This is a genomic window from Dactylosporangium cerinum (genome assembly GCF_042653625.1).
Classification (GTDB): Bacteria; Actinomycetota; Actinomycetes; order Mycobacteriales; family Micromonosporaceae; genus Dactylosporangium; species Dactylosporangium cerinum.
The window spans coordinates 19,921-43,640 of the sequence record NZ_JBHSIU010000114.1; the positions used below are offsets into that span (position 1 = coordinate 19,921).

Sequence of the window (23,720 nt, forward strand, 5' to 3'; positions counted from 1 at the left end):
ACCCGCCTCCCGGTTACGGGCGGCCGAACCAGGTGGAGAGCGCGTCGCGCAGCGCGGGACCGGCCGGTGCGTCGACGGCCGCGGCCCAGGCGCAGTTCGGCGGCGAGCATGAGCCCGGCCGGGCGGCGCCCACAACGACCACGTCAGCGTGCTGTTGCATGGCGACGCTGTTCCAATCCGTCACTGCTCGGCGCACCGCTCGAGGTCGTCGACGCTGCCGGACATGATCGTGCGGACGTGCTCGGTGATGCGCTGCGGCGGCCAGTCCCACCAGGCCACGGCGAGGAGCCTGGCGATGTCGGCGTCGCTGTGCCGCCGGCGCAGGAGCCTGGCCGGGTTGCCGCCGACGATGCCGTAGTCGGGGACGTCGTCGACCACGACGGCGCCGGAGGCGACGATCGCTCCGTGGCCGATGCGTACGCCCGGCATGACCATCGCCCGGTAGCCCAGCCAGACGTCGTTGCCCAGCACGGTGTCCCCGCGTCCCGGCAGGCCGGTGATGAGGTCGAAGTGCTCGGCCCAGGAGCCGCCCATGATCGGGAACGGGAACGTCGAGGGGCCGTCCATGCGGTGGTTGGCGCCGTTCATGATGAACCGCACACCCTCGCCCAGCGCGCAGAACTTCCCGATGACCAGTTTCTCCGGCCCGTAGTGGTACAGCACGTTGCGGGTCTCGAACGCGGTCGGGTCGTCCGGGTCGTCGTAGTACGAGAACTCTCCCACCTCGATCAGCGGCGAGGTGACCAGCGGTTTCAGCAGCACCACCCGCGGCTGTCCGGGCATCGGGTGCAGCACGGTGGGGTCTGGCATTACGAGGCATGTCCTTCCATAACGGCACGGTCCGTGCCGATACGAGCTTGTCCGGAACGGTCGCCGCTTGTCAAGAACGGCACGCGCCGTACCGATAAAGTGACGCCATGACCGACACCCCACACCGCCGCGGGGCCGACCGGACCGAAGCCATCATGCGCGCCACGCTGGAGCTGGGTCAGGAGATCGGCTACGCCAAGCTGAGCATCGAAGGGGTCGCCGCCCGCACCGGCGCGGGCAAGCACACCATCTACCGCCGCTGGTCCTCCAAGGGCGCCCTGCTGCTCGACTCGCTGCTGTCACTGCACGAGCCCGGCCTGGACTACCCCGACACCGGCGACGTCGCCGCCGACCTGCGCACGCAGATCTACGCGGCCGTGGACCTGCTGGCCGCGCCGCCCTTCGGCCCGCTGTTCCAGGCCCTGGTCGGCGAGGCCCAGCACGACCGGCAGCTCGCCGCCGCACTCAACGAACGCTTCATCACCCCACAGGCGAACAAGACCGTCGCCCGCCTGCGGGCCGCCCGCGATCAGGGCCAGCTGTCCTCCGACCTCGACCTCGACCTGGCCATGGCGATCCTGTCCGGCCCGCTGTACTTCCAGCTCCTGATCACCCAGGAACCCCTCAGCCACGAATACGTCGACCGCATCCTCGCCGCCCTCTTCACCGGAATGGGCCCACGGCCGCGCACCCGGACCTCCCGCAGCAGGCCCGCCGCGTGACACCCCCTCATTGCGTCCAACAGAACGGGCTTCACCACGGTTCCCCTCGACACCGTCAGGCGTGCGGCCACCGGCTGACCGGGCCGACGCGCGGCCGCCGCTCCTGAACTTGGGATCTGTCCGCTATCGGACGGCACGTATCAGCGCCCTGGGCCGGTCCCGTCCTCCCGTCGTTACGCGACACACCGGCCCCGGCCGGACCGACACAGGGAGGAATCGATGCATCACGACAGAACCCCCTCGGCCCATCGCCCGCCTCGGCCCCGGGCGCTTCGCCTGCAGCCGACGTCACCGCACTGGTTCCCGAAGGACCTGCACACCTGGTCACCGGCGACCGCGAACGACCCGTTCAACCGGGCCAGCGTGCAGCGCGCCGAACGGCGGTGGCGGCAGCAGTACGCCGCGAACCCCACCGCACAGGCCTGCAACGGCGACCTGATGGCCCTGTCCGTCTTCGGGCACACCTCCGGCCACCCGTCGCTGGGCAGCGACGACGTGCAGTACTACGCGTTCGGGTACTGGCAGTACGTCGGCACCCTCGTCTACTGGGGCGGCGCCATCGACGAAGGCCTGATCGTCGCGCCGAGCCCCGCGGTCACCGACGCCGCGCACCGCAACGGCGTCCCCGTCTACGGCACCGTGTTCTTCGGCAACCACACCGACCCGGAATACGTCAAACAGGTCAAGGACTTCAACCATCCGCGGGTACCGGAGGCGCTGGTGCAGATCGCCCAGTACTACGGCTTCGACGGATGGTTCGTCAACCAGGAGACCCCGGTCCACCGGCACATCGCCGGCGACGTCCGCGACACCATGGTCCAGCTGCGGTCGCGGGCCGCCGAGGCCGGGCTGGGCATCGGCTGGTACGACGCGATGACCGCCGACGGCAAGGTCGGCTGGCAGCACATGCTGAACGACGAGAACGTCCGGTTCTTCCAGGCGTCCGACGCGTTCCTCATCGACAGCGACTGGACCGTGCAAGGGCTGAAGGACTCCGCCGCGCTCGCGCGCAGCCTCGACCGTGACAGCCGTTCCCTGTACGCCGACTACGACCTCGGCGGCATCGGCCTGTCCGGGACGGACGTCGACGTGGTGTTCGGTCTCGACCCGCGGATCACGTCGGTCGGCCTGTACGGGACCCAGTGGAGCTTCGAGCAGGCGACCCCGCCGCCGGACCGGCCGGCCGACGACGTCTTCCTCACCGACTTCTACGCCAACGAGTCGAAGCTCTGGACCGGCCCGACCGGCAACCCGTCCACGCCGGTGCCCGGCTGGGAGTGGAAGGGGCTCTCGTCGTCGCTGGCGGAACGCACCCCGATCGTGGCGACCCCGTTCACCACGACGTTCAACGCCGGGCACGGCACGCGGTACGCGATCGACGGCGCCGCACAGGAGAACGGCTGGAACCACCTCGGCCTGCAGGACGTCCTGCCCACGTACCGCTGGGTGGTGACCACCGGCGCCGGGAAGCCCCTCACCGCCGGACTGGACTTCACGACCGCTTGGCAGGGCGGATCCAGCCTGCGGATCAACGGCTCGCTCAGCGCCGACAACCTCATCCGGCTCTACCAGACCGACCTGCCCACCGGCACCGGACGGCAGATCCGTATCGCGTGCCGCAGCAGCGTCCAGCCGAACGGATTCACACTCCAGGTCGGCGTCCGGCACGAGGGCAGCGGGTTCACGTACTCCAACGTCACCACGCCGTTCTCGAGCTGGGGCACCACCACCGTCGACCTCCCGGCCACCGGCAAGCCGATCGTGGAGATCGCCCTCGCGGTGCGGCTGACCGGCGCCGGCCCACGTCTCGTCGACCTGAACGTCGGCATGCTCGCCGTGCTCGACGCCGGGCAGTCCGGGGCGCCGGCCGCACCGACGGCGTTCACCGTCGTGCGCAGCGACATTCAGGGCAACCTCGCCGAGGTCCTGCTGCGCTGGTCCGCGCCGGCCCGGCCGCCGTACCGGTACCGGCTGTCCAGCAGGAGCCAGGACGGCACCACGCTGACCTACCTCGGCACCACGAACGGCACCGGGTTCTACCTGCCGTCCGTGCGGCGCACCACGAGCGGCAGCCGTCCCGACGCCCGCACCACGCTGCTGGTCCAGGCCGTCGGCCACGACCTGACCGCTTCGAAACCCGCCGAGACCACCCTGAACTGGCCCGCGTGACCCATGCTGACCGGCCCCCGACCAGCCTCGGGCCGGCCCGGTGAGCGGTGGCGTCCGCGTTGTGGTGGGGTAGGGGCGTGGAGTCGTCAGTTGCGCGGGTGGTCGCCCGCACCGAGGAACTCACCGTGATTCCCGCGCCGACCGGCGAGGAGCAGGCCCGCGCCGCCGTGGTCGGTGCGTGGTGGCGCGGCGACGGCCTGGCCGAGGTGCACACCGACGCCGTCGGCAACCTGTGGGGCCGGGTCCGCGAAGGTACGGGTCCCGCGATCGTCCTCGGGGCCCACCTCGACACGGTCTTCGGCGCCGACATGGACCACGCGACCCGCCGGGACGGCACCCGGCTGTGCGGACTCGGCGTCGGCGACAACACCGTCGCCGTGGCGGCGCTCGCCGAGCTGGCCGTGCTGCTGCCGGCGAGCACCCGCCGACCGGTCTGGGTGGTGGCCACCGTTGGCGAGGAGGGCCTCGGCAACCTGGCCGGCGCGACGGAGGCGCTGCACCGGCCGCCCGTGCCCGTCGGCGCGTTCATCGCCGTGGAAGGCAACTACCTCGACAAGATCGCCACCCGTGGGGTCGGCTCGGCCCGGTGCCGGATCACGGTGAGCGGGCCGGGCGGCCACGCCTGGGAGCGGGCCGACGCGCCCAGCGCCGTGCACGGCGCGATCGTGCTGGCGGCGGAGGCACTCAGGCGGCTGCCGCCCATGCCGGACACGTCCGTCAACATCGGGCGGATCGGCGGCGGCGAGGCGATCAACGCGCGGGCCCGGGAGTGCTGGTTCGACGTCGACCTGCGAGCGGTGCGGCCGGAGACCCTGGCGGCGCGGGAGGCCGCCCTGCACGACGCGATCGAGGCCTGGCGTTCGGGTCCCGAGTCGGCCGGGCTCGAGGTGACCGTCGCCGACCTGGGGCGGCGGCCGGCCGGTGAGATCCCGTCCGACGCTCCCCTGGTCCGGGCCGCGTCCGCCGCGCTGCGACAGGCGGGACGGCCGGTGCGGCTGGTCGCTGCCAGCACCGACGCCAACGCCGCCTACGCAGCGGGAGTGCCGGCGCTCGCCATCGGGGTGACCACCGGCGAGGGCGAGCACACCGAGGAGGAGTGGATCGACCTGGCCGACCTGCCCGCAGGCCTGACCGCTCTCGCGGCCACCGTGTCCATACTGGACAGTGAGCAGTGAGCCAGGTTCAACCGGTTGGCGACAGGCTGGGCCCTTGCCGGTAGAAGTTGACGATCTGCATGCCGTAGGCCTCTACGTCCCAGGAGGCAAAGGTGGACGGTTCCTCACGCCGCGGACGCCGGTAGCGGAGGCTGGTGCCACGCCAGCTGGATGAGGCGCCTGCCGTCGCGGCGGGACACGCGCCAGCCCCGGCCGGGCGGCAGGATCTCGGGCGTGACGCCGGCGAACACCTGGCCCTCCTCGCGGGGACCGGACAACAGGATTCCCGGCGCGGACAGGTCCCGCAGGGTCCGCAGGACCGGCTCGAACATCGCCCGGCCGGCGCCGCGGACCCGGCGGGCGATCACCACGTGCAGCCCGATCTCACCGGCGCGCGGCAGGAGCTCAGTCAGGTCCGCGAGCGGATTGGTGGCGTCGGCGACCAGGTCGTAGTCGTCGACGAGCAGGAACAGCTCGGGGCCGCGCACCCGCGCCTTGAACGCGTCGACCACCTGGTGCACCACGTCACCGGCGCGCTGGGGGCCGGTGCAGTACCCGATCAAATGCGGCTCACCGACCGCGCCGAGCAGGCCACGGCGGTAGTCGACAACGACGATCCGGGCATCCTCCGGCCGGTACGCGCGCTCGATCGACCGGGCCAGGCCGCGCAGGAACGAGGTCTTGCCGGACCCTTCGTCGCCCAGGACGATCAGGTGCGGTTCGGCGGCGAAGTCCACCGCGACCGGCCGCAGCGTGATCTGCTCGACGCCGATCGGGAGAAGGCCCCGCCGCGGCTCGGGCAGCACCGCCGGTGACAGCCGTTCCGGCACCGGCGAGACGGCCGGCGCCGGCTCGAACGGCCAGGCCGCGCGGATCGCCGCGACCGCCGCGTCCAGGTCGCCGTCCTCGGTCAGTTGCGGCCGGGCCACCATCATCTGCAGGCGGTCGGCGGTGAGGCCACGGCCCGGCAGGTCGTACGGGACACGGCTGGCGGCCCGGCGGTCGATCCCCGACTCGGCGGGGTCGCCCAGGCGCAGCTCGATCCGGGCGGTGACGGTGTCCCGGATCCTCGGCCGCAGCTCCGCCCAGCGGCGGGCCGTGACGGCGAGGTGGATGCCGTGGGCGGGTCCGCGCACGGCGAGGTCGAGCAACAGGTCTTCGAAGTCGTCGCGGGCCACGCCCCAGTCGTCGACGAGCAGGTACGCGCGGCCGGCGAGTGGGCGGTCCAGGCGCGCGTGCAGCTCGCCCAGGATCCGCGGCACCAGGTCGCCGCGGCGGTCGGCGACGCCCGCGGTGTGCGGCAGGCCGGTCAGCGGGGCCAGCGCCTGCCCGATGGCGTACACCTGCAGTTCCGCGGGCGTGTGGGTCTGAGCCAGCCCGAGCGCGAGCGTCTGCAGCGCGGTCGACTTCCCGCTGCGCGGCCCGCCCACGATGGCGATGTTGCCGTCGTCGATCGGCACGGTGAGGACGTCGTACCGCCGCTCGAAGGGAACGTCGACGCGCGCCAGCGGCACCCCACGGCCGGGCGCGTCCGCGGGCAGTGAACCGAGCGTCGGCGACGATGTCAGCGGCGGCAGCCACAGCGGGCGCACCGGCGGGGCGGCGGCGCGCATCCGGTCGACCAGCACCTCCGCCACGTTCGGCGACCCCCAGGCGGCGAGGCTGTGCAGGACGCGCTGCCACGCCGGGTCCGCCTGCGGCCAGTACCGGTGGAACGCGGTCGGCCCGCGGAACCGGACCGGCGCGTCCGAGCCGGTCCGCAGGTACCCCGCCCCAGGCGTCATGGGCAGCTCGTAGGCGTCCGGCACACCGATCGCGGCGCGGCTCTCCCGCGTGCTGAACGTGCGCAGCGCGATCCGTGACGGCAGGTAGTTGTCCAGGCCCCGTAGCCGGCCTTCCTCGAGCCGTTGCGTCGCCAGCAGCTGGTGTACCCCCAGCGACCGGCCTACCCGACCCACCTGCACGAACAGGTCGATGACGTCGGGCCGGCTGGTGAGCAGTTCGGTGAACTCGTCCACGACGACGAACAGCGCGGGCCCGGTCCAACCGGGCGCCGCCCGGCGGGACAGTTCCCCGGCGATGGTGTCGAAGCAGCGGTCGATGAGGTCCGGCGACCACCCGATCCCGGTCATCATCGCCGCGGTGTGCGGCAGCAGCTCGAACGGGGCGAACGTCGAGCCACCGTGATGGTCGACGAAGACGAAGTTGACGTCCTCGGGCGGGTGCGCGACGGCGAGGGCGAGGATCACCGCCCGCAGCAGCTCGGACTTCCCCGAGCCGGGTGCGCCCACGATCAGCCCGTGCGTGGCGTCCGTGAAGTCGATCGTGACCGGGGTGCCGTCCGTCCCCACCCCGAGCGGCACCCGGAGCCGGCCGCGAAGGCGCCGCCAGGCCGTCGCGGGCTCGAAGGCGCCGGGGTCGCCGAGGCCGAGCAGCGCCTCGAACCGCACCTGCCCGTCCCGGCCGCCGTCCGCGACCACCGGCGCGGGAGCGAGGCTGGTGACGGCCTGCAGCACGGTCCGCGCGGCGGCCACCAGCGGCTCGGGCCCGTGGTCGGAAGCGTCGACCAGCGCCCGCGCGATGCCGAGCAGGTCGCTGCCGGGCAGCAGGGCAAGCTCGCCCAGCTCGTGGACTGCCCGCACCGCCGCCTCCACCGGATATTGACGCTCAACCGTCTCCCGCGCGACCGCGATCCGGTCCTCAATGGCACGCACCGGCCCACCGTAGCGGGCCCGCCCCGGCAGGGTGGGCCGGTGCCGATCGGACTATGAACAAGCGATGCGGGCCAGTTCGTGGCCTCGGCCGTTCATGTACCGCCGCTGGACCCAGATCTTGAAGGCGGCGAGCGCGGCCGGGGATGAGTTCGGTGACCAGGCCTCCTCCTTGGTCAGGTCGAAGTACGTGAGCAGCTTCAGATCCGGGTACGCGCCCGAACGCAGGGTCGTGTCCAGGTCCTTGAGCCACTGGGCCTTGTCGCCGCCGTCCTCGGTGGACGCGAACTCGCCGAGCATCACCGGCTTGCGCGGGGCGATGGCACGGGACTTGGCGTAGGCGGCGTCGAAGGTGGCGGTGAAGGTCGTCCAGTGGTCGCCGGCCGGGTCCCAGGACGGGCCGAAGCCCCAGTTGTAGCCGTCGATGCCGATCCAGTCGACGTACCGGTCGCCCGGGTAGGCGGCGGCCGGGTCGTTGTACGCGGTGTCGGGTGACGAGCCGTTGTTGTAGGCCCACACCCATTGCACGTTCCGGGCGCCGGTGGCCGACACGAGGTCGTGGATGTGGCGGTGCGCGCGCACGTACAGGGACGGGTCGGCGTTGTTGTTGGCGATGCCCCACGGGTACCAGTTGCCGTTGAACTCGTGGCCCCAGCGGACCAGGATCGGCTGACGCACCGCGGCGAACTCCCTGGCGCGTGCGGTGATGTAGGCGTCCCAGGAGCCGTCGATGATGTCCTGCAGGTGGATCTGGGCGGGGTCGTTCGGGCCGAGGGCGGTGTCCCAGGGTTCCCAGGTGTAGTGCGGCATGATGCCGCGCCGCCAGAGCATCCTGGCCTCGTCCACCGGGAAGGGGCGGCCGCTGGCCCAGCTGTCGAACCACATCACGCTGGCGGGGGTGACGCCGTACAGGTGCCTGACGTTGGCGGCGGCGACGCTGGGGTCCTCCTCCCTGAACATGCCCAGGTAGCGGGTCGGTGTCGCGGCTTCGGCGGGTGTACCGGATACCGCCGGCGCGACGGCGGCAGCCGCCAACGTGCCCAGCAGTGTGCGTCTCCGCATGGTGCCTCCAGACTGGTAGCGCTTCCAGTTCGGAAGGTACCCATCCAGGACTGTCGACGTAAAGACCTGTTTGACAAGAACCGGAAATGGGCACAGGATGCGCGTAGCGCCGACTGGAAGCGCTTCCAGTTCGGCGTTCAAGGGATCCGCCAATCCCCGAGAACTGGAGACGTCAGTGCAGAAAACTCCGATCGCACTGCTCATCGCCACGCTCGGCCTCGTCGCCGCCCTGATCGGCACCGGTGTGCACCGGGCGGAGGCGGCCATCGGCGCCGGCTTCGTCGACAACTTCGACGCGTTCGACACCGGTCGCTGGTACAAGGCCGACGGCTACAGCAACGGCAGCATGTTCAACGCCGGCTGGCGCGCCGACCACGTCTGGTTCAACGGCGGCGTCATGGGCATCAACCTGGACACCGAGTCCTGCCCGGGTGGCTGCTCAGGCAAGCCGTACGCCGCCGGCGAGTTCCGCACGACCGACCTGTACACGTACGGCCGCTTCGAGGCGCGCCTGAAGGCCGTCAAGAACCCCGGCACCGTGACCTCGTTCTTCACCTACACCGGGCCCAGCGACGGCCAGCCCTGGGACGAGATCGACGTGGAGATCCTCGGCAAGAACACCACGCAACTGCAGACCAACTACTTCACCGGCGGCGTCGGCGGCCACGAGACCGTCATCAACCTGGGCTTCGACGCCTCGGCGGCCTATCACTCCTACGCCTTCGAGTGGTGGAACGGGGGCACCATCAACTGGTTCGTCGACGGACGGCTCGTCCACCAGGAGACCGGGTCGCGCGGGCCGCTGCCCACCCACCCGCAACGCATCATGATGAACCTCTGGCCCGGTATCGGCGTCGACGGCTGGTTGCAGCCGTTCACCTACCCGGGCACCAAGCTGACCGCCTTCTACGACCGGATGCAGTACACCCGGTACTGACGGCCGCCTCAGGCCGACGCGCGCACGACGAGCCTCGTCGGCAGGACGGACGACGCCGGCTGACCACCGTCCAGCAGCTCGACCAGGATGCGGGCGGCCTCGCGGCCCAGCGCCTGGACGGGCTGGTGGACGGTGGTCAGCTTCGGGTCGGTGTGCTCCGCGATCGGCAGGTCGTCGAAGCCGACCAGGGCCACGTCGCCGGGGACCGAACGGCCGGCGGCACGCAGCACCCGCAACGCTCCGGCCGCCATGTTGTCGTTGCCGACGACCACGGCGTCGAGGTCCGGGTGCGTGCTCAGCAGCACGCGCATGGCCTCGGCGCCGCTGGGCTCCAGGAAGTCGCCCGCCGCGGTGGCATACGGCTCCAGCCCGGCCAGCCGCAACGCCTCGACAAACCCGCGATGCCGTTCCCGGCCGACCGCCGTGTCCGGCGGCCCGGTGATCACGGCGATCCGCCGCCGGCCGCCGCGCAGGAGGTGCTCGGTCGCCGCCCGCGACCCGCCGGCGTTGTCGACGTCGATGTAGTACGGCGGCGTCCCGTCCTTCGGCAGCCCGATGAACACCGTCGGCAGCCCCGACTGCGCGACGATGTCGACCAGCGGGTCGACGCCGCGCGTCGCCACCAGCATCACCCCGTCGGCGCCGCGGGTCTGCAGGAAGTTGCGCAGCCGCTGCTGGCCGTGGCCGGACGTGATGAGGCTGAGCATCAGGTGCAGGTCGGTCTTCTCCAGCGCGGCGGACGCCCCGACGATCAGCTGCGCGAAGAACGGGTCCGCGAACACCTCCGGCCCGTCGCCGGTGACCGCCAGCACCACCACGCCGGTCTGCCGGGTCGCGAGGGCCCGCGCGCTGCGATTGGGCGTGAATCCGAGCTCCCGGATCGCCTTCTCGACCGCGTCCCGCTTGGCCCGGCTGACATTGGGGCCGTTGTTGATGACGCGGGAGGCGACGGTGCGGGACACCCGCGCGCGCTCGGCGACCTCGTCGAGCGTTGGCGGTCGGGACGAGGCCGGTGACGGCATTCGTGCATCGTAGGGAGACCTGCGCGGACGTGTAAAGCCGCAGCAGGAGCCGGGCGGAGACGCGACGGCCGGTACATTGACGGCTGTAGGAATCGACGGGTCTTGTACGGGGGATGCATGGACGAGGGCGCGGTGCGGGTGTGGCTCGGTCGGGGGGCGGCCGCGGTCGCGGCGGCCGGGGCGGCGGTGGCGCTGGTCGGGTTGACCACCGGAGCGTGGGCGACGTGCACCGTGCTCGGGTTGAGCACCGCGCGCGGCAACCACGACGCCGACCCGGGCCGGCGCCTCGACGTGGACCTGTTCCCCGACGGGCGGGTCGCGGCGCACGGTGAGGCGTCGATGCGGCAGCTGTTCGACGACGGGGAGCACGCCGCGGCCCGCAGCGCGCTGGGCCACGCCGTTCCGGGGGTGCTGGACGGCTTCGCGATCGCCTGTGTCGTGGCGATCGGGTTGCTGGCCGTCGTCGGCATCGGCAAGCGGCTGCCGGCGTACCTGTGGACGATCGGCTGCGCGCTCGCGGTGGGTGCGTTGACGGCGGTCGCGGTGCTGCGCTTCGAGCTGCTGGCGGCCCTTGCCGCGTTCGGCCCGCAGCTGGCGTCCCACTCCACGGTCAGCGGCGCGCCGCTGGCGACATGGACCACGGTCGCGCTCGTGGTGTATCTCGTCGCCGCCACGGTCGCCGCACACCCGCAGGTCCAGGCGGCTGGGGAATCTGTCGCGAATTGACGGGTTCTCCCCAGGAGCCTGCTGACAGTGGCCGGCCGTGTGTATCTGCTGGGTCGGCCTCCTAGTGGAAGGTCCCGAGCGCGGTGAACCTGGCGGTCAGACTGTCGACCCATTGCGCCGGTGTGCGGTTGTCGGGCAACGCGACTCCGGCTTCGGCTCGCCACAGCGCGTCGCCGAGGACGGTGCGGAGGTGCCAGGCCATGATTCGGTGCATGTCCAGGTTGGTGCCGGTCAGCTCCTGGTAGTGGGCAACGGTGGCGGTGAACAGGTCGATGCCGCAGTCGGCCGGTAGGCAGCGCAGGTCGAACTCGGGTTCGCCGGCACCGGCCGTCTCCAGGTCGACGATCAGGCGCAGCCGCAGTGTGTGCCGGTCCCAAAGGTGGTTGCCGCCGTGGAAGTCGCCGTGCACCAGGACGGTCCTGCCCGGGGCTGCGAGTGTGTGGTCGGCCCAGTCACACCAGGACAGCACCCGGTCGCGCTGGTCGGGTCTGACCAGTACACCGAATCGGTCCCGCAGGGTGTCGGTGGTCGTGTGCGTTGCCGCTTGTGTTGTCGGGTCGGGCGGCGGGCCGATCGCGTCGGACACCGTGTGCAGCACGTCGGGGTGGTGAAGGTCGGCGAGGACGGTGGCAAGGTCCCGCGCGGCAGGATTCCGGTCGGCCGGCCCGATGAGGTGACGTATGTCGAAGAACGGCAAGGCCGACACTCGGCGTGTGACCAGCATCGCCGGCGCTCGGGACGCAGTCACGACCTCGGGCAGCGGCAGCCGGGGTGCGGCCGCCCGCAGCGCGTCCAGGACCTGTGTCTCGTGCCAGATCCGCCGGGCGGGTGGTTGCGCCCAGGCGAACTTGACGACGAACCGGTCGTCCACGACAGCGCTGGCGGCGCACCATTGCGGATCGTCGGCGGGTTCGAGTCCGCGGGGCACGATGGTGGCGTCGGCCAGGTCCGGCGCTACTCTGCGCAGCCCATCGCGGACCGCGTCGAGGGTCGGCTCGTCCAACCAGGTCAGGTGCATCCGGTCAGCATGACGGGGAACGACCGCCGGGCGCGCCCCGCGAAGGGCGTGCCCGGCGGCCTGTGTGTCACTGGTACAGGACTGCGGAGATCTTGGCGTCGTCGATGTTGGTCTTGTCGTACCAGTAGAAGCCGGTGTCGATCGTCTTCGGCAGCTTCTCGCCCTTGATGGCGGCGACGGCGGCCTTGACGGTCTCGTAGCCGATGCCGACGGGGTTCTGGGTGATGGCCCCGTACATCGTGCCGGCCTTGATGGCGTCGATCTGGTCCTTGCCGGAGTCGAAGCCGACGATCGTGATCTTGCCGGTGAGGCCCTTCTCCTGGACCGCGTGCAGCACGCCGATCGCGGCGCCCTCGTTGGAGCCGTAGATGCCCTTGAGGTCGGGGTTGGCGGTGAGGATCGCCTTGGCGAGGTCGGTGGCCTTCAACGGGTCGCCGCTGTACTGGACGTCGACGATCTGGATCTTCGGCTCGTTCTTCTTGATGTACTCCTGGAAGCCGTCGCGGCGCTGCACGCCGGTGACGCTGGTCTGGTCGTGGACGACCATGGCGATCTTGCCCTCGTGGCCGATCTTCTCGGCCATGTGCTTGGCGGCCTCGGCGGCGGCGGCGAGGTTGTCGGTGGAGGCGGTGGTGATCGGCACGTCGCTGTCGACACCGGAGTCGAACGCGATCACCGGGATCTTGGCGTTCTTCGCCTGGGTCATGAGCGGGCCGGCGGCCTGGCTGTCGATGGCCGCGAAACCGATCGCGCCGGGCTTCTTGTCGATGACGGTCTGCAGCAGCTGGATCTGCTGCTCGACGTTGCCCTCCTCCTGGGCGCCTTCGAACGTGACGTCGACGTTGAACTCCTTGCCGGCCTGTTCCGCGCCGGCCTTCACGGCCTGCCAGAACTGGTGGCGGAAGCCCTTGGAGATGAGCGCGACGTAGGGCTTCTTCTCCGCGCCGGGCTTCTCGGCGGCCTCGGAGCAGGCGCCGAGCGCTAAGGTGATCGCGGTCGCGCCGAGCAGCGCGACGAACGCCTTCCTGTGCATCTGGAACTCCTTGAAGGTGGGGGGTGTTCAGTTCGCTTTTCTGCGCAGCATGTCGACGTAGACGGCGACGAGGATGACGCAGCCGACCACGACCGATTGCCACTCCTGCGGCACGGCGGTGACGCGCAGGCCGTTGGTGAGCACGGCGACGATGAGGGCGCCGACGACGGTGCCGGCGATCGAGCCGCGCCCGCCTTGCAGTGAGGTGCCGCCGATGACGACCGCGGCGATGGCTTCCAGCTCCAGGCCCATGCCGCCGACGGGTTGGGCGGAGCTGAGCCGGGACGCGGCCAGGACGCCGGCGATGCCGACGAACAGCCCGGCGATCGTGTAGATGGTGAGCTTCCAGCGCACCACGTTGACACCGGACAGGGCGGTGGCAGCCTCGTTGCTGCCGATGGAGAAGGCGTACCGCCCGACGATGGTCTTGGCGAGCACGAGTGCGGCCACGACGGTGAGGATGAGGAAGATGAGCACGCCGAGCGGGAAGCGGGCGCCCGGGATCACGTCGTAGTTCATCAGGAGCTGGAAGTCGGGGTGTTCCTTGAAGTAGATCGGTTTCGTGCCGGAGATGACCAGGGACAGGCCGGACGCGACGAGCATCATGCCGAGCGTCGCGATGAACGGTGGCAGCCCCAGCACGGACACGTTGAACCCGTTGATGAAGCCGATCAGGCCGCCGAACAGGATCGCCCCGATGACGCCGGCCCAGGCGGGCCAGCCCCAGTAGGTCATGAACACGCCCGTCATCACGCCGCACAGGATCATGCCGGTGCCGATGGACAGGTCGATGCCGCCGGAGACGATGACGAACGTCGTGCCCAGGGCCAGGATCCCGGTGACCGTGGCGGCCATGAGGATGCCGACGAGGTTGCTCGGGGTGAAGAAGTACGGGCTGGCGAACGAGAAGAACACGAGGATCGCGATGAGGCTGGCGAGCGCGAGCAGCTGCTGCACGGAGCCCCGGACCCTGGCGGGGATTGGGATCGCGGTCACGAGGTCACCGTTCCTTGGGCGCTGAAGCGGGTGGCATAGTCCATGATCAATTCTTGGGAGGCTTCGGTACTGTCGAGCACGGCGGTGATCCGCCCCTGACACATGACCGCGATCCGGTGCGACATCCGCAGGATCTCGGGCAGCTCGGAGGAGATCATCACGATCGCCTTGCCGTCGGCGGCGAGCTCGTCGAGCAGCGCGTAGATCTCGTCCTTCGCGCCTACGTCGATACCGCGGGTCGGCTCGTCGAAGATGAGCACGTCGCAGTCGCGGACGAGCCACTTGGCGATGACGGTCTTCTGCTGGTTGCCGCCGGAGAGGTTCTGCACCAGCTGCCCGGTCGACGGGGTGCGGATGCGCAGCTTGGCGACGTAGTCGGTGGCGGTCTTGCCGATCATCCGGTCGGCGACGAGACCGAACGCGGAGGTGAAGCGGGGCATCGAGGCGAGCACGACGTTGTCGCGCACGCTGCGCCCGAGCAGGACGCCGTAGCGTTTGCGGTCCTCGGACAGGTAGCCGATGCCGGCCCGGGCGGCGTCGGCCGGGTTGGAGATGGCGACCTCGCGGCCGTGGACGGTGACCGTGCCGCCGTCCTTGCGGTCCGCACCGACGAGGGCCCGGGCGAGCTCGGTGCGGCCGGCGCCCATGAGCCCGGCGAACCCGAGGATCTCCCCGCGGCGCACCTCGAAGCTGACGTCGCGGAGCAGGGCCTTGGTGTGCAGGCCGCGCACGGACAGCACCGGTTCACCGGTGACGACCGCGGCGCGGGGCCGCTGCTCGCCGGTGATCGTGCGACCGACCATCAGCGAGATCACCTGCGGGACGGTGCTGGACGCGGTGTCGAGGGTGTCGACGTACCGCCCGTCGCGCAGCACCGTGATCCGGTCGGTGATCTCGGCCAGTTCGTGCATCCGGTGCGAGATGTAGATGACGCCGGTCGTCGGGGTGACGAACCGCCGGATGAGCCCGAACAGCGTGTTGACCTCGACCTCGTTCAGCGCCGCGGTCGGCTCGTCCATGACCAGGACCCGGGCGTTGAAGCTCAGCGCCCTGGCGATCTCGACCATCTGCTGCCGGGCCACCGTCAGGTCACCGATGAGGTCGGTGGGCTCCAGCGGCAGGCCGAGCCGGGCGAGCAGCTCGGTGGTGCGGCGGTTGAGCGCCCGCTCGGACAGCAGCAGGCCGCCGATGCGCGGCTCGCGGCCGATGTAGATGTTCTGCGCGACGGTGAGGTCCGGCATCAGGTTGAGTTCCTGATGGATGATCGAGATGCCGAGCTCCTGGGCGTGCCGGGGGCTCGCCGGGGTGTACTGCACGCCGTCGAGGAAGAACTCGCCGCCGTCCGGCCGGTCGATGCCGGACAGCAGTTTCATCAGGGTCGACTTGCCGGCGCCGTTCTCCCCGACGAGGGCCAGGACCTCGCCGTGGCGCAGTTCCAGGTCGACGTTGTCGAGCGCCCGGACGCCGGGGAAGTTCTTGCTCGCGCCGCGCACCTCCAGCAGCGTCATGTCAGGCACCCCCGACCCGCGTCTGCCAGTACCCGCCGTTCGGGTACCCGAACTCGATCAGCGACCGCTCGTGCATCTGCGCGCTGTATCCGGGCGCCGACGGCAGCACGTAGTGGCCGTCGACGACGATGCACGGGTCGGTGAAGTGCTCGTGCAGGTGGTCGACGTACTCCGTGACGCGGCTGTCCAGGGAACCGGACACCGCGACGTAGTCGAAGATCGACAGGTGCTGGACGAGCTCGCACAGCCCGACCCCGCCGGCGTGCGGGCACACCGGGACGCCGAACTTCTTCGCCATCAGGTAGACCGCGAGGATCTCGTTGACGCCGGCGAGCCGGGCCGAGTCGAGCTGGCAGTAGTCGATCGCGCCGGCCTGGAAGAGCTGCTTGAACAGCACCCGGTTCATGCCGTGCTCGCCGGTGGCGACGCCGATGGGCGCCACCGCCCGCCGGATCGCGGCGTGGCCGAGGACGTCGTCGGGGCTGGTCGGCTCCTCGATCCACAGTGGACGGAACTCGGCCAGCTTGCCGACCCAGTCGATCGCCTCCGGCACGTCCCAGACCTGGTTGGCGTCGATCATCAGGTTGGCGTCCCAGCCGATCACCTCGCGGGCGATCCGCAGGCGCCGCATGTCGTCGGCGAGGTCCTGCCCGACCTTGAGCTTGACGTGCCGGTAGCCGGAGTCGACCGCCTCCTTCAGCAGCCGGCGCAGCTTGTCGTCGTCGTAGCCGAGCCAGCCCGCGCTGGTCGTGTAGCACGGGTAGCCGCCCAGCTCACGCAGCTGCTGCAGCCGCTGGGCCCGGGTCGGCTCCATCTCCCGCAGCATGGCGAGGGCCTCGTCGGGGGTCAGGGCGTCGGTGATGTACCGGAAGTCGGTCGCGGCGACGAGCTCCTCCGGCGACATCTCGGCGAGCAGCCGCCACAGCGGCTTGCCGGCGCGGCGGGCGGCGAGGTCCCACAGCGCGTTCATCACCGCGGCGAGAGCGAGGTGCACGACCCCCTTCTCCGGCCCCAGCCAGCGCAGCTGCGAGTCGCCGCTCAGCTCCCGGTACACCGCGCCGAGGTCGCCGCACAGCTCGCCGGCGTCGCGGCCGAGCAGCGGCTGTGCGCGCTGCCGCACGGCCTCGGTGACCAGGTCGGTGCCGCGGCCGATGGTGAAGGTGAAGCCGTGCCCGGCGAGGCCGGGGGTGTCGGTCTCCAGCACCACGTACGCGGCCGAGTAGTCGGCGTCCTTGTTCATCGCGTCCGACCCGTCGAGCCTCAGCGACGTCGGGAAACGTACGTCGTGGACCCGTACTGCGGTGATCGTCGTCATGCACATACTTCCGTCCGGCGCGCGGACCATGCTGGTGAGCAATGATCCGATCTATTGGCGTCGGACACTAGCACCGCCCTGTGCGGTTCGTCTCCCCCGAAGCGCCACATTCATAGGATGTTTTTCGGTAACGATTGGTCTGCGACGCGATTTGTCCGGGTTGACGTTTGCAGACCTCCCATGTCTAATCCCACCGTTGCTCCACTAGACATCCGATGGCTTCGGTAAGGGGCCCGTGATGATCCGCCGCACCGGCACGACGATCGCGCTGATCGCGCTGATCGGACTCGGCGCCTGCAAAGGCCCCGAGGGCACCGGCACCGCCGACGACGCGACCGACTCGGGCGGGCGCATCACCGTGTGGGTCGACCCGCCCCGCCTACCCGCCGTCAACGCCTTCCAGCAGGCGCACCCCGAGATCCCCGTCGACGTCATGACGATCAACGGCAACGTCGGCAGCACCGAGCTGCAGCAGAAGTTCGTGCTGTTCAACCAGGCCGGCACCGGCTGGCCGGACGCGATCTTCTTCCCGTCCAACGACGACATCGCCTGGGCCGTCAACTCGAAGATCAACTACGTGCGGGACCTCACCACCGACCTGGCCGACGTCATCGCCCAGTACGCGCCCAGCTCCATCGCCCAGTGCCGCATCGACGGGCTGTTCCGCTGCCTGCGCAACGACGCCGCGCCCGACGTGCTGTGGTACGACAAGCAGCTGATGGCCGCCTGGGGCTACCAGCCGCCGACCACCTGGGAGGACTACGAGAAGCTCAGCCTACGCATCGCCGCCGAACACCCCGGCTACCTCACCGGCTTCCTCGGCGACGCCTACGCCCCCGACCGGTACCTGTGGGCCAGCGGCTGCCCCACCAACGACCGGCTCAGCGAGCGGCAGGTGCACATCAACCTCGCCGACCCACGCTGCACCCGCGTCCGCGACCTGCTCGACCACCTCGTCGCCGCCGACGTCGTCGCACCCGCCGGCATCTTCTCCCCCGACGCCGCCGCGCTCGGCCGGCGCCTCGTCATGAGCCCCGGCGCGGTGTGGTGGGGCAGCTTCCTGTTCCGCGACACCTGGAAGGTCCCGCCCGGCCGCATCGCCGCCGCCGCCCCGCTGCGCTGGAGCGCCGACCCCACCCCGTTCACCAGCTCCGAAGGCGGCGGCCTGTGGGGGTTCTCCCGCCACATCAAAGGCACCCAGCTGCAGAACACCCTGACCTTCGCCCGGTTCGTCGCCACCGACCCGCGCTGGCAGGTCGACCTCAGCGTCGGCCTGCCCGGCGTCGGGCCACTGCAACAGCCGTGGCTGACCAGGCAGCGCGAAACCGGCTACCTCGCCGACTTCGACGCCGCCGCGGCCGCGTTCGTCCTGGCCAGCACGATCGTGCGACCCGAACGCGACTACACCCGCTACAACACCGGCACCGTGTGGACGCACACCGTCACACCGGCGCTCACCTCGGGCCGTTCCTTCGCCCACGCCTGGACCGTCTTCGGCGAGCGGCTCGTCGGCGAGGCACGGTCCTTCGGTTACACCGTCCACGACAGTGCGTGAGGCCACCGTGACGACGTACAGGAGCATCCAGACCGAACCGTGGACCCCCCGCCACCAGGTCCACCCCGAACCAGTGCCGGCCCGCAGGGTCGGGCGCACCGGCAGGACCGGGCGGGCCGGGCGGATGGGCCGCCGCGCCGCCGCGGTCCTCGTCCTGCCCTACGTCGCGCTGCTGCTCGTCGGCGGCCTCGTCCCCGCCGGCTACGCGGTCGTCAAGAGCCTGCAGAACGAGTCCGAGACCGGCTTCGGCGGGATCAGCGCCTACCAGCGGGTCGTGTCGGACCTCCGCTTCGCCGAGACCTTCGGCAACGTCGCGCTCACCCTGCTGATCTGGCTGCCGCTGATGCTCATCGGCGTCGTCGGGCTCGCGCTGCTCGTCGACGCGAGCCCCGGCCGCTTCGGCACCACCATGCGCTTCGTCTACTACCTGCCCGGCGCCCTCGCCGGCGTCGCCAACTTCATGCTCTGGCTGTTCCTGCTCGACCCCGGGCAGAGCCCGATCGCGTTCCTGTGGCACGGCTTCGGCTACAGCACCCTCAACGAGGTCGCCCAACCCGGCAACCTGCCCTACATCCTCGCCGCGATGCTGTTCTTCCAGGGCGCCGGCACCTGGGTCGTGGTGCTCGGCGGCGGGCTGCACAGCATCCCCGACCACGTCCTGGAGGCGGCGCGGATCGACGGCGCGGGCGCCTGGGACACCGCGTGGCGGGTCAAGCTGCCGATGATCCGGCCGTGGCTGGGGTACCTCACGCTGCTCAACCTCGCCTACGGCTTCCAGCTGTTCCTCGAGCCGCAGGTCCTCAGCCAGGTCACGCACGGGCTGATCGCACCCCAGTGGACGCCGAACCAGCTCGGCTTCTCCTACGCGTACCAGATCCTCGACACCCCGATGGCCGCCGCCATGTCGGTGATCCTGCTGGCCATCACGCTCGGCGTCGGCCTGCTGGTCGTACGCCGCAGCGGCCTCTTCGACGACGGACGGTGACCCGAACATGTCCCCAGCCTTAGGACGCACCGGCCGGATCGCGGCCCTGCTGCTCGTCGCCGCCGGCTTCGCCTACCCCGTCGCCGCGTTCGCCGTGGTCGGCCTGCGCCGCGACGACGGCACCGGACCCACCGGCCTCGCCCTGCGCAACGCGTGGGACAGCTGGCAGACGGTGCTGCGGTTCAACGACGGCGTCGTGCTCAGCTGGCTCGGCAACTCGCTGATCGTCGCCACCGGCGGCGCGCTCGTCGCCGTCGCGGTCGGCATCCCGGCCGGCTACGCCCTCGCCCGGCTGCGCTTCCCCGGCCGGCGGCTGCTGCGCTTCTGCACCCTGCTGACCATGGTCGTGCCGAACACCGTGCTGGTGATCCCGCTCTACCTGGAGGTCAGCGCGGTCGGCGCGGTCAACAACATCTGGGTCGTGGCCCTGCTCATGGGCTTCCACCCGTTCGGCGTGTACCTCACCTACATCCACTTCCGGACCACCCTGCCGATACCGGTCCTGGAGGCCGCCCGCATCGACGGGCTGTCGGAGACCGACATCTTCCGCCGGGTCGCGCTGCCGGCGTCGAAGCCGGCGGTGGCCCTGGTCGGCTTCTTCAGCTTCGTCGCCAACTGGACCAACTTCTTCCTGCCGCTGGTCCTGCTCCCGCTGTCCTCCAGCACCACCATCTCGGTCGGCCTGCCGCAGCTGGTCTCCTCCAGCCCGCTGTTCGACCCGACCAACGCCGCCGGTCTCGACGTGCGCCTCTACGCACCCCAGCTGGCCGTCGCCACGTTCGTCACGGTCGCGCCGGTGCTCGCCGTCTTCGTGATCGCCCAGCGGGCACTCACCCGGGGCCAGATGCTCGGCGCCACCCGCTGATCCCTTCATCGACCCGGTCGTCGCGGTGCTCATAGGTGGTGCCGGACGTCCGACAGCACGCCGCCGGTGGGGCCGCCGGCCGCGTAGTCTCGGCGGTCGGAAACGCCCACGGGGGGCCGGCGGGAGGCGTAGGGGATGCAGCTGCTGGAACGGGACGCCGCGCTGGCGTCGCTGGGCGAGTACGCGCAGCAGGCGCGGGCCGGGCAGGGGTGTCTGGTGCTCGTGGCGGGGGAGGCGGGCGTCGGCAAGTCGACGCTGGTCGAGGTCCTCGCCGAACGCCTCGCCGACGCGCGGTGGGCGTGGGGGTTGTGCGACGGCCTGTTCACGCCCCGGCCGCTCGGGCCGCTGTTCGACATCGCCGCCGAGCTCGGTGGGGAGCTGCTGGAGCTGTCCCGGTCCGGCGGGTCCCGGGAGGAGCTGTTCGGGGCGCTGCTGCGGCAGCTCGGCGGGTCCGGCACCCTGCACGTCGTCGTGATCGAGGACCTGCACTGGGCCGACGAGGCGACGATCGACCTGGTGCGGTTCCTGGCCCGCCGGGTGCGCAACGTCCCCGTCCTGCTGGTCGTGACCTACCGCGACGACAGCCTGGCGCCCGGGCACCCACTGCGCATCGCGCTGGGCGACCTGGGCCGGCAGCGCTCCACCCGCCGGATCGGGCTCGCGCCGCTGTCCGCGGACGCGGTTGCGGTCCTGGCCGGGGACCACGGACTGGAGCCGGTCGAGCTGCACCGGCTGACCGGCGGCAACCCCTACTTCGTCAGCGAGGTCGTGCGGGCCGGCAAGGCCGGGGCGGCGGGGGTGCCGGCCTCGGCCCGCGACGCCGTGCTGGCCCGCGCGGCGGAGCTGTCCGGCGACACCCGCGCGGTGCTCGACGCGGCGGCGCTGATCGGCACCCGGATCGAGCCGCGGCTGCTCGCCGCGGCCACCGGCGGCCCGGCCACGGCCCTCGACGAGCTCGTCGACTCGGGGCTGCTCGTCGGCGACGGGCCCGGCCTGCGGTTCCGGCACGAGCTGGGCCGCCTCGCCGTGGAGCAGGCCGTGCCGGCGCACCGGACCGGGCTCATCCACACGCGGATCCTCGCGGCGCTGCAGGACCTCGGCAGCGACGACGACGCGGGCATGGCGCACCACGCCGAGGCGGCCGGTGACACCAGGGCGGCGCTGCACCACGCGGTCCGGGCGGCCAGGCGGGCGGCCGGGTTCAAGTCGCACCGGGAGGCGGCGGCGCAGTATCAGCGCGCGGTGCGCTGCGACCCCGACGATCCGCAGCTCTACGACGCGCTCGGCGTCGAACTGTCCTTCGTGGACAGCTGGGCGGGGGTGGCCGAGGCGGCGGACCGGGCGCGGACGCTGTGGCGGGCCGCCGGCGACCCGCTGCGGGAGGGCGCGGCGCTGCGGCTGCACTCCGCCGCCATGGTCAGCCTGTGCCGGGGCCGGGAGGCGATCAGCGACGCCGAGGCGGCCATCGCCGTGCTCGAACCGCTGGGGCCCGGCGTCGAGCTGGCCCGCGCGTACGCGCACCTGGCCAAGCAGCGGCTGCTCGCCGACCGCAACGCCGAGGCCGTCGAGCTGGCCGGCCGCAGCCAGGACATCGCCGAATCGCTCGGCCTGGTCGACGTGCTCAGCGACACCATGAACACGGAGGCGGTCGCGCGCCGCATGCTCGGCCAGGACTGGACCGGGCTGATCCGCCGCGCGTTGGACATCGCCGTGGCGAACCGGCTCGACGGGCAGGCCGGCCGGGCGTACACCAACCTGTACGGCATGCTGTGCCGGGAGCGCCGCTACGTCGAGGCGGATCCGGTGTACCAGGAGGCCATCGCCTACTGCGACGAGTTCGACGTCGACACGTTCGGCACCTGCCTGCGCGGCGAGCGGGCCAACTCGCTGTCACGGATGGGGCGCTGGGACGACGCGCTGGCACTGTGCCGTGAGGTGCTGACGCGGGTCGAGGAGGCGTCCCCGATCAACCGGATCTACGTGCTGTACTGCGTCGCGACGGTCCGGGCCCGGCGCGACGAGGACGGCGTCTGGGCGGCGCTGGACGAGGCGGCCGCCTCCGCCGACGGCTGCGGCGAGCCGCAGTGGATCGTCAAGTCGCGGATCGGCCGGGCCGAGGCGTCCTGGCTGGCGGGCAAGGTGCAGGACGCCCGCATCGAGGCCGAACTCGCCGACGACGCGGTCGGCGACGCCGACGGGTGGCTGCGCGGCTGGGTCGCGGTCTGGCTGCGCCGCACCGGCTCCGACCGGCCCGCGCGCGGCGAGCTGGCCGAGCCGTTCCGGCTGGAGATCGACGGTGACTGGGCCGGCGCGGCCGCGGCCTGGCTCGATCTGAGCTGCCCCTACGACGCGGCGCTGGCGTTGCTGGGCGCCGCCGACGAGCAGTCGCTGCGCCGGGCGGTGGGGATGCTCGGCGACCTGGGCGCGACGGCCGCGGTGCGGGTGGCCCGGCAGCTGATGCGCGACCATGGGATCCGGTCGGTCCCCACCGGCCCGCAGACGGCGACGCGGGCCGACCCGCACGGCCTGACCCGGCGCGAGCAGGAGGTGCTGCACCTGATCTGTGCCGGGAACACCAACGCCGAGATCGCCGCCAACCTCGTGCTGTCGGTGAAGACCGTCGACCACCACGTGTCCGCGGTCCTGTCCAAGCTGGGCGTGTCGACGCGGGCGAAGGCGATCCGGAAGGTGCAGGGGTCCGCGGCGGCCGTGCCAGGTTTTTAGGTAGTGGCGCGGCAAACCTCAGGGTCGGTTACCGATCCGGGGCGGGCCGCCGGCTCCGTACGGTCAAAGCACGTCACGACCGAGGAGGCAGCACCGATGCCGCTGTACATGGACATTCATCATATCGGCGGGGGTGTCTCCGTCGACGACGTCGTCAAGGCCCACATGGCCGACCTGCGGGTGCAGAGCAAGTACGACGTCAGCTACCTGCGGTACTGGGTCGACGAGGACCGCGGCAAGATCTTCTGCCTCGCCGAGGCGCCGTCGGCGGAGGCGGCGCACGCCGTCCACCGCGAGGCGCACGGCCTGGTCGCCGACGAGATCTACCAGGTCCAGGAAGGCTCGTAGCCCCACGTGCAACCCTGCCCACCGAGGGAGGCAGGGTCCAGCCGGGCGGTGGTCACGCGG

At 71.4% G+C, this 23,720-nt stretch carries 20 protein-coding genes; 10 read left to right on the forward strand and 10 right to left on the reverse strand.

Features of this window, described 5'->3' with window-relative positions; translation table 11 throughout:
- Nucleotides 1-13: 13 nt before the first annotated feature.
- Both ACFPIJ_RS56260 and ACFPIJ_RS56265 read right to left on the reverse strand, forming a co-directional pair.
- Entirely contained in the window at nt 14-160 is a 147-nt protein-coding gene (locus tag ACFPIJ_RS56260; protein ID WP_380127799.1) for a hypothetical protein, read from the reverse strand.
- A gap of 20 nt (nt 161-180) precedes the next feature.
- Nucleotides 181-810 carry a CatB-related O-acetyltransferase gene (locus ACFPIJ_RS56265; RefSeq protein ID WP_380127800.1) on the reverse strand — a complete coding sequence of 210 codons (630 nt, stop codon included), beginning with the start codon at nt 808-810 and terminating at the stop codon, nt 181-183.
- Nucleotides 811-917: 107 nt separating this feature from the next.
- Between ACFPIJ_RS56265 and ACFPIJ_RS56270 the strand changes: the two genes are divergently transcribed.
- From ACFPIJ_RS56270 to ACFPIJ_RS56280, 3 genes are all read left to right on the forward strand, one after another.
- Nucleotides 918-1,532, forward strand: a complete 615-nt coding sequence (locus ACFPIJ_RS56270) for a TetR/AcrR family transcriptional regulator (protein WP_380127801.1) — start codon at nt 918-920, stop codon at nt 1,530-1,532.
- 219 nt (nt 1,533-1,751) lie between these two features.
- Nucleotides 1,752-3,701 (forward strand): endo-beta-N-acetylglucosaminidase, encoded by a 1,950-nt coding sequence (locus tag ACFPIJ_RS56275; protein ID WP_380127802.1) that lies wholly within the window; start codon nt 1,752-1,754, stop codon nt 3,699-3,701.
- Nucleotides 3,702-3,778: 77 nt separating this feature from the next.
- Nucleotides 3,779-4,876 (forward strand): M20/M25/M40 family metallo-hydrolase, encoded by a 1,098-nt coding sequence (locus ACFPIJ_RS56280; protein WP_380127803.1) that lies wholly within the window; start codon nt 3,779-3,781, stop codon nt 4,874-4,876.
- A 104-nt stretch (nt 4,877-4,980) separates the two neighbouring features.
- Here ACFPIJ_RS56280 and eccCb read toward each other — a convergent pair whose 3' ends face one another.
- A complete protein-coding gene (eccCb, locus tag ACFPIJ_RS56285; RefSeq protein ID WP_380127804.1) occupies nt 4,981-7,569 on the reverse strand; it encodes a type VII secretion protein EccCb in 2,589 nt (862 codons plus the stop codon).
- A gap of 51 nt (nt 7,570-7,620) precedes the next feature.
- Nucleotides 7,621-8,628: a glycoside hydrolase family 26 protein gene (locus ACFPIJ_RS56290; RefSeq protein ID WP_380127805.1), complete on the reverse strand. Its 1,008-nt coding sequence runs from the start codon at nt 8,626-8,628 to the stop codon at nt 7,621-7,623.
- Between the two features lie 175 nt (nt 8,629-8,803).
- Between ACFPIJ_RS56290 and bglS the strand changes: the two genes are divergently transcribed.
- Nucleotides 8,804-9,565: a beta-glucanase gene (gene bglS / locus ACFPIJ_RS56295; RefSeq protein ID WP_380127806.1), complete on the forward strand. Its 762-nt coding sequence runs from the start codon at nt 8,804-8,806 to the stop codon at nt 9,563-9,565.
- Nucleotides 9,566-9,573: 8 nt separating this feature from the next.
- Here the strand turns inward: bglS and ACFPIJ_RS56300 are convergent, their stop codons facing one another.
- Entirely contained in the window at nt 9,574-10,587 is a 1,014-nt protein-coding gene (locus ACFPIJ_RS56300) for a LacI family DNA-binding transcriptional regulator (protein ID WP_380127807.1), read from the reverse strand.
- A gap of 117 nt (nt 10,588-10,704) precedes the next feature.
- On the opposite strand from ACFPIJ_RS56300, the gene ACFPIJ_RS56305 reads away from it, so the two are divergent.
- Nucleotides 10,705-11,313 (forward strand): hypothetical protein, encoded by a 609-nt coding sequence (locus ACFPIJ_RS56305; protein ID WP_380127808.1) that lies wholly within the window; start codon nt 10,705-10,707, stop codon nt 11,311-11,313.
- Between the two features lie 61 nt (nt 11,314-11,374).
- On the opposite strand, the gene ACFPIJ_RS56310 is transcribed toward ACFPIJ_RS56305, so the two are convergent.
- From ACFPIJ_RS56310 to ACFPIJ_RS56330, 5 genes are all read right to left on the reverse strand, one after another.
- Complete coding sequence (locus ACFPIJ_RS56310) at nt 11,375-12,331, reverse strand: phosphotransferase family protein (RefSeq protein ID WP_380127809.1); 957 nt, start codon at nt 12,329-12,331, stop codon at nt 11,375-11,377.
- Between the two features lie 67 nt (nt 12,332-12,398).
- On the reverse strand, nt 12,399-13,364 hold the full coding sequence (locus ACFPIJ_RS56315) for an ABC transporter substrate-binding protein (protein WP_380127810.1): 966 nt from the start codon (nt 13,362-13,364) through the stop codon (nt 12,399-12,401).
- Nucleotides 13,365-13,391: 27 nt separating this feature from the next.
- Nucleotides 13,392-14,360: an ABC transporter permease gene (locus tag ACFPIJ_RS56320; RefSeq protein WP_380127811.1), complete on the reverse strand. Its 969-nt coding sequence runs from the start codon at nt 14,358-14,360 to the stop codon at nt 13,392-13,394.
- A complete protein-coding gene (locus ACFPIJ_RS56325) occupies nt 14,357-15,868 on the reverse strand; it encodes a sugar ABC transporter ATP-binding protein (RefSeq protein WP_380127812.1) in 1,512 nt (503 codons plus the stop codon). The genes ACFPIJ_RS56320 and ACFPIJ_RS56325 overlap by 4 nt, the downstream gene beginning before the upstream one ends.
- Before the next feature lies 1 nt (nt 15,869).
- On the reverse strand, nt 15,870-17,183 hold the full coding sequence (locus ACFPIJ_RS56330; protein ID WP_380127813.1) for an L-fuconate dehydratase: 1,314 nt from the start codon (nt 17,181-17,183) through the stop codon (nt 15,870-15,872).
- A 238-nt stretch (nt 17,184-17,421) separates the two neighbouring features.
- Between ACFPIJ_RS56330 and ACFPIJ_RS56335 the strand changes: the two genes are divergently transcribed.
- The 5 genes from ACFPIJ_RS56335 to ACFPIJ_RS56355 all read left to right on the forward strand — a co-directional run bounded on the left by ACFPIJ_RS56335 (nt 17,422) and on the right by ACFPIJ_RS56355 (nt 23,660).
- On the forward strand, nt 17,422-18,738 hold the full coding sequence (locus ACFPIJ_RS56335) for an ABC transporter substrate-binding protein (protein ID WP_380127814.1): 1,317 nt from the start codon (nt 17,422-17,424) through the stop codon (nt 18,736-18,738).
- A 7-nt stretch (nt 18,739-18,745) separates the two neighbouring features.
- On the forward strand, nt 18,746-19,723 hold the full coding sequence (locus ACFPIJ_RS56340; protein ID WP_380127815.1) for a carbohydrate ABC transporter permease: 978 nt from the start codon (nt 18,746-18,748) through the stop codon (nt 19,721-19,723).
- A gap of 7 nt (nt 19,724-19,730) precedes the next feature.
- On the forward strand, nt 19,731-20,588 hold the full coding sequence (locus ACFPIJ_RS56345; protein ID WP_380127816.1) for a carbohydrate ABC transporter permease: 858 nt from the start codon (nt 19,731-19,733) through the stop codon (nt 20,586-20,588).
- A 135-nt stretch (nt 20,589-20,723) separates the two neighbouring features.
- On the forward strand, nt 20,724-23,312 hold the full coding sequence (locus ACFPIJ_RS56350; RefSeq protein ID WP_380127817.1) for a helix-turn-helix transcriptional regulator: 2,589 nt from the start codon (nt 20,724-20,726) through the stop codon (nt 23,310-23,312).
- Nucleotides 23,313-23,420: 108 nt separating this feature from the next.
- Nucleotides 23,421-23,660: a DUF4242 domain-containing protein gene (locus ACFPIJ_RS56355; protein ID WP_380127818.1), complete on the forward strand. Its 240-nt coding sequence runs from the start codon at nt 23,421-23,423 to the stop codon at nt 23,658-23,660.
- Nucleotides 23,661-23,720 lie beyond the last annotated feature (60 nt).

Bases quoted from the DNA above. Each gene is read 5' to 3' on its own strand.
- ACFPIJ_RS56275 (WP_380127802.1), top strand. From the start codon at position 1,752: ATGCATCACGACAGAACCCCCTCGGCCCATCGCCCGCCTCGGCCCCGG.
- ACFPIJ_RS56355 (WP_380127818.1), top strand. From the start codon at position 23,421: ATGGACATTCATCATATCGGCGGGGGTGTCTCCGTCGACGACGTCGTC.
- ACFPIJ_RS56350 (WP_380127817.1), top strand. From the start codon at position 20,724: ATGCAGCTGCTGGAACGGGACGCCGCGCTGGCGTCGCTGGGCGAGTAC.
- ACFPIJ_RS56270 (WP_380127801.1), top strand. From the start codon at position 918: ATGACCGACACCCCACACCGCCGCGGGGCCGACCGGACCGAAGCCATC.
- ACFPIJ_RS56300 (WP_380127807.1), bottom strand. From the start codon at position 10,587: ATGCCGTCACCGGCCTCGTCCCGACCGCCAACGCTCGACGAGGTCGCC.
- ACFPIJ_RS56345 (WP_380127816.1), top strand. From the start codon at position 19,731: ATGTCCCCAGCCTTAGGACGCACCGGCCGGATCGCGGCCCTGCTGCTC.
- ACFPIJ_RS56290 (WP_380127805.1), bottom strand. From the start codon at position 8,628: ATGCGGAGACGCACACTGCTGGGCACGTTGGCGGCTGCCGCCGTCGCG.
- ACFPIJ_RS56325 (WP_380127812.1), bottom strand. From the start codon at position 15,868: ATGACGCTGCTGGAGGTGCGCGGCGCGAGCAAGAACTTCCCCGGCGTC.
- ACFPIJ_RS56315 (WP_380127810.1), bottom strand. From the start codon at position 13,364: ATGCACAGGAAGGCGTTCGTCGCGCTGCTCGGCGCGACCGCGATCACC.
- ACFPIJ_RS56335 (WP_380127814.1), top strand. From the start codon at position 17,422: ATGATCCGCCGCACCGGCACGACGATCGCGCTGATCGCGCTGATCGGA.
- ACFPIJ_RS56265 (WP_380127800.1), bottom strand. From the start codon at position 810: ATGCCAGACCCCACCGTGCTGCACCCGATGCCCGGACAGCCGCGGGTG.
- ACFPIJ_RS56305 (WP_380127808.1), top strand. From the start codon at position 10,705: ATGGACGAGGGCGCGGTGCGGGTGTGGCTCGGTCGGGGGGCGGCCGCG.
- ACFPIJ_RS56260 (WP_380127799.1), bottom strand. From the start codon at position 160: ATGCAACAGCACGCTGACGTGGTCGTTGTGGGCGCCGCCCGGCCGGGC.
- ACFPIJ_RS56330 (WP_380127813.1), bottom strand. From the start codon at position 17,183: ATGACGACGATCACCGCAGTACGGGTCCACGACGTACGTTTCCCGACG.
- ACFPIJ_RS56310 (WP_380127809.1), bottom strand. From the start codon at position 12,331: ATGCACCTGACCTGGTTGGACGAGCCGACCCTCGACGCGGTCCGCGAT.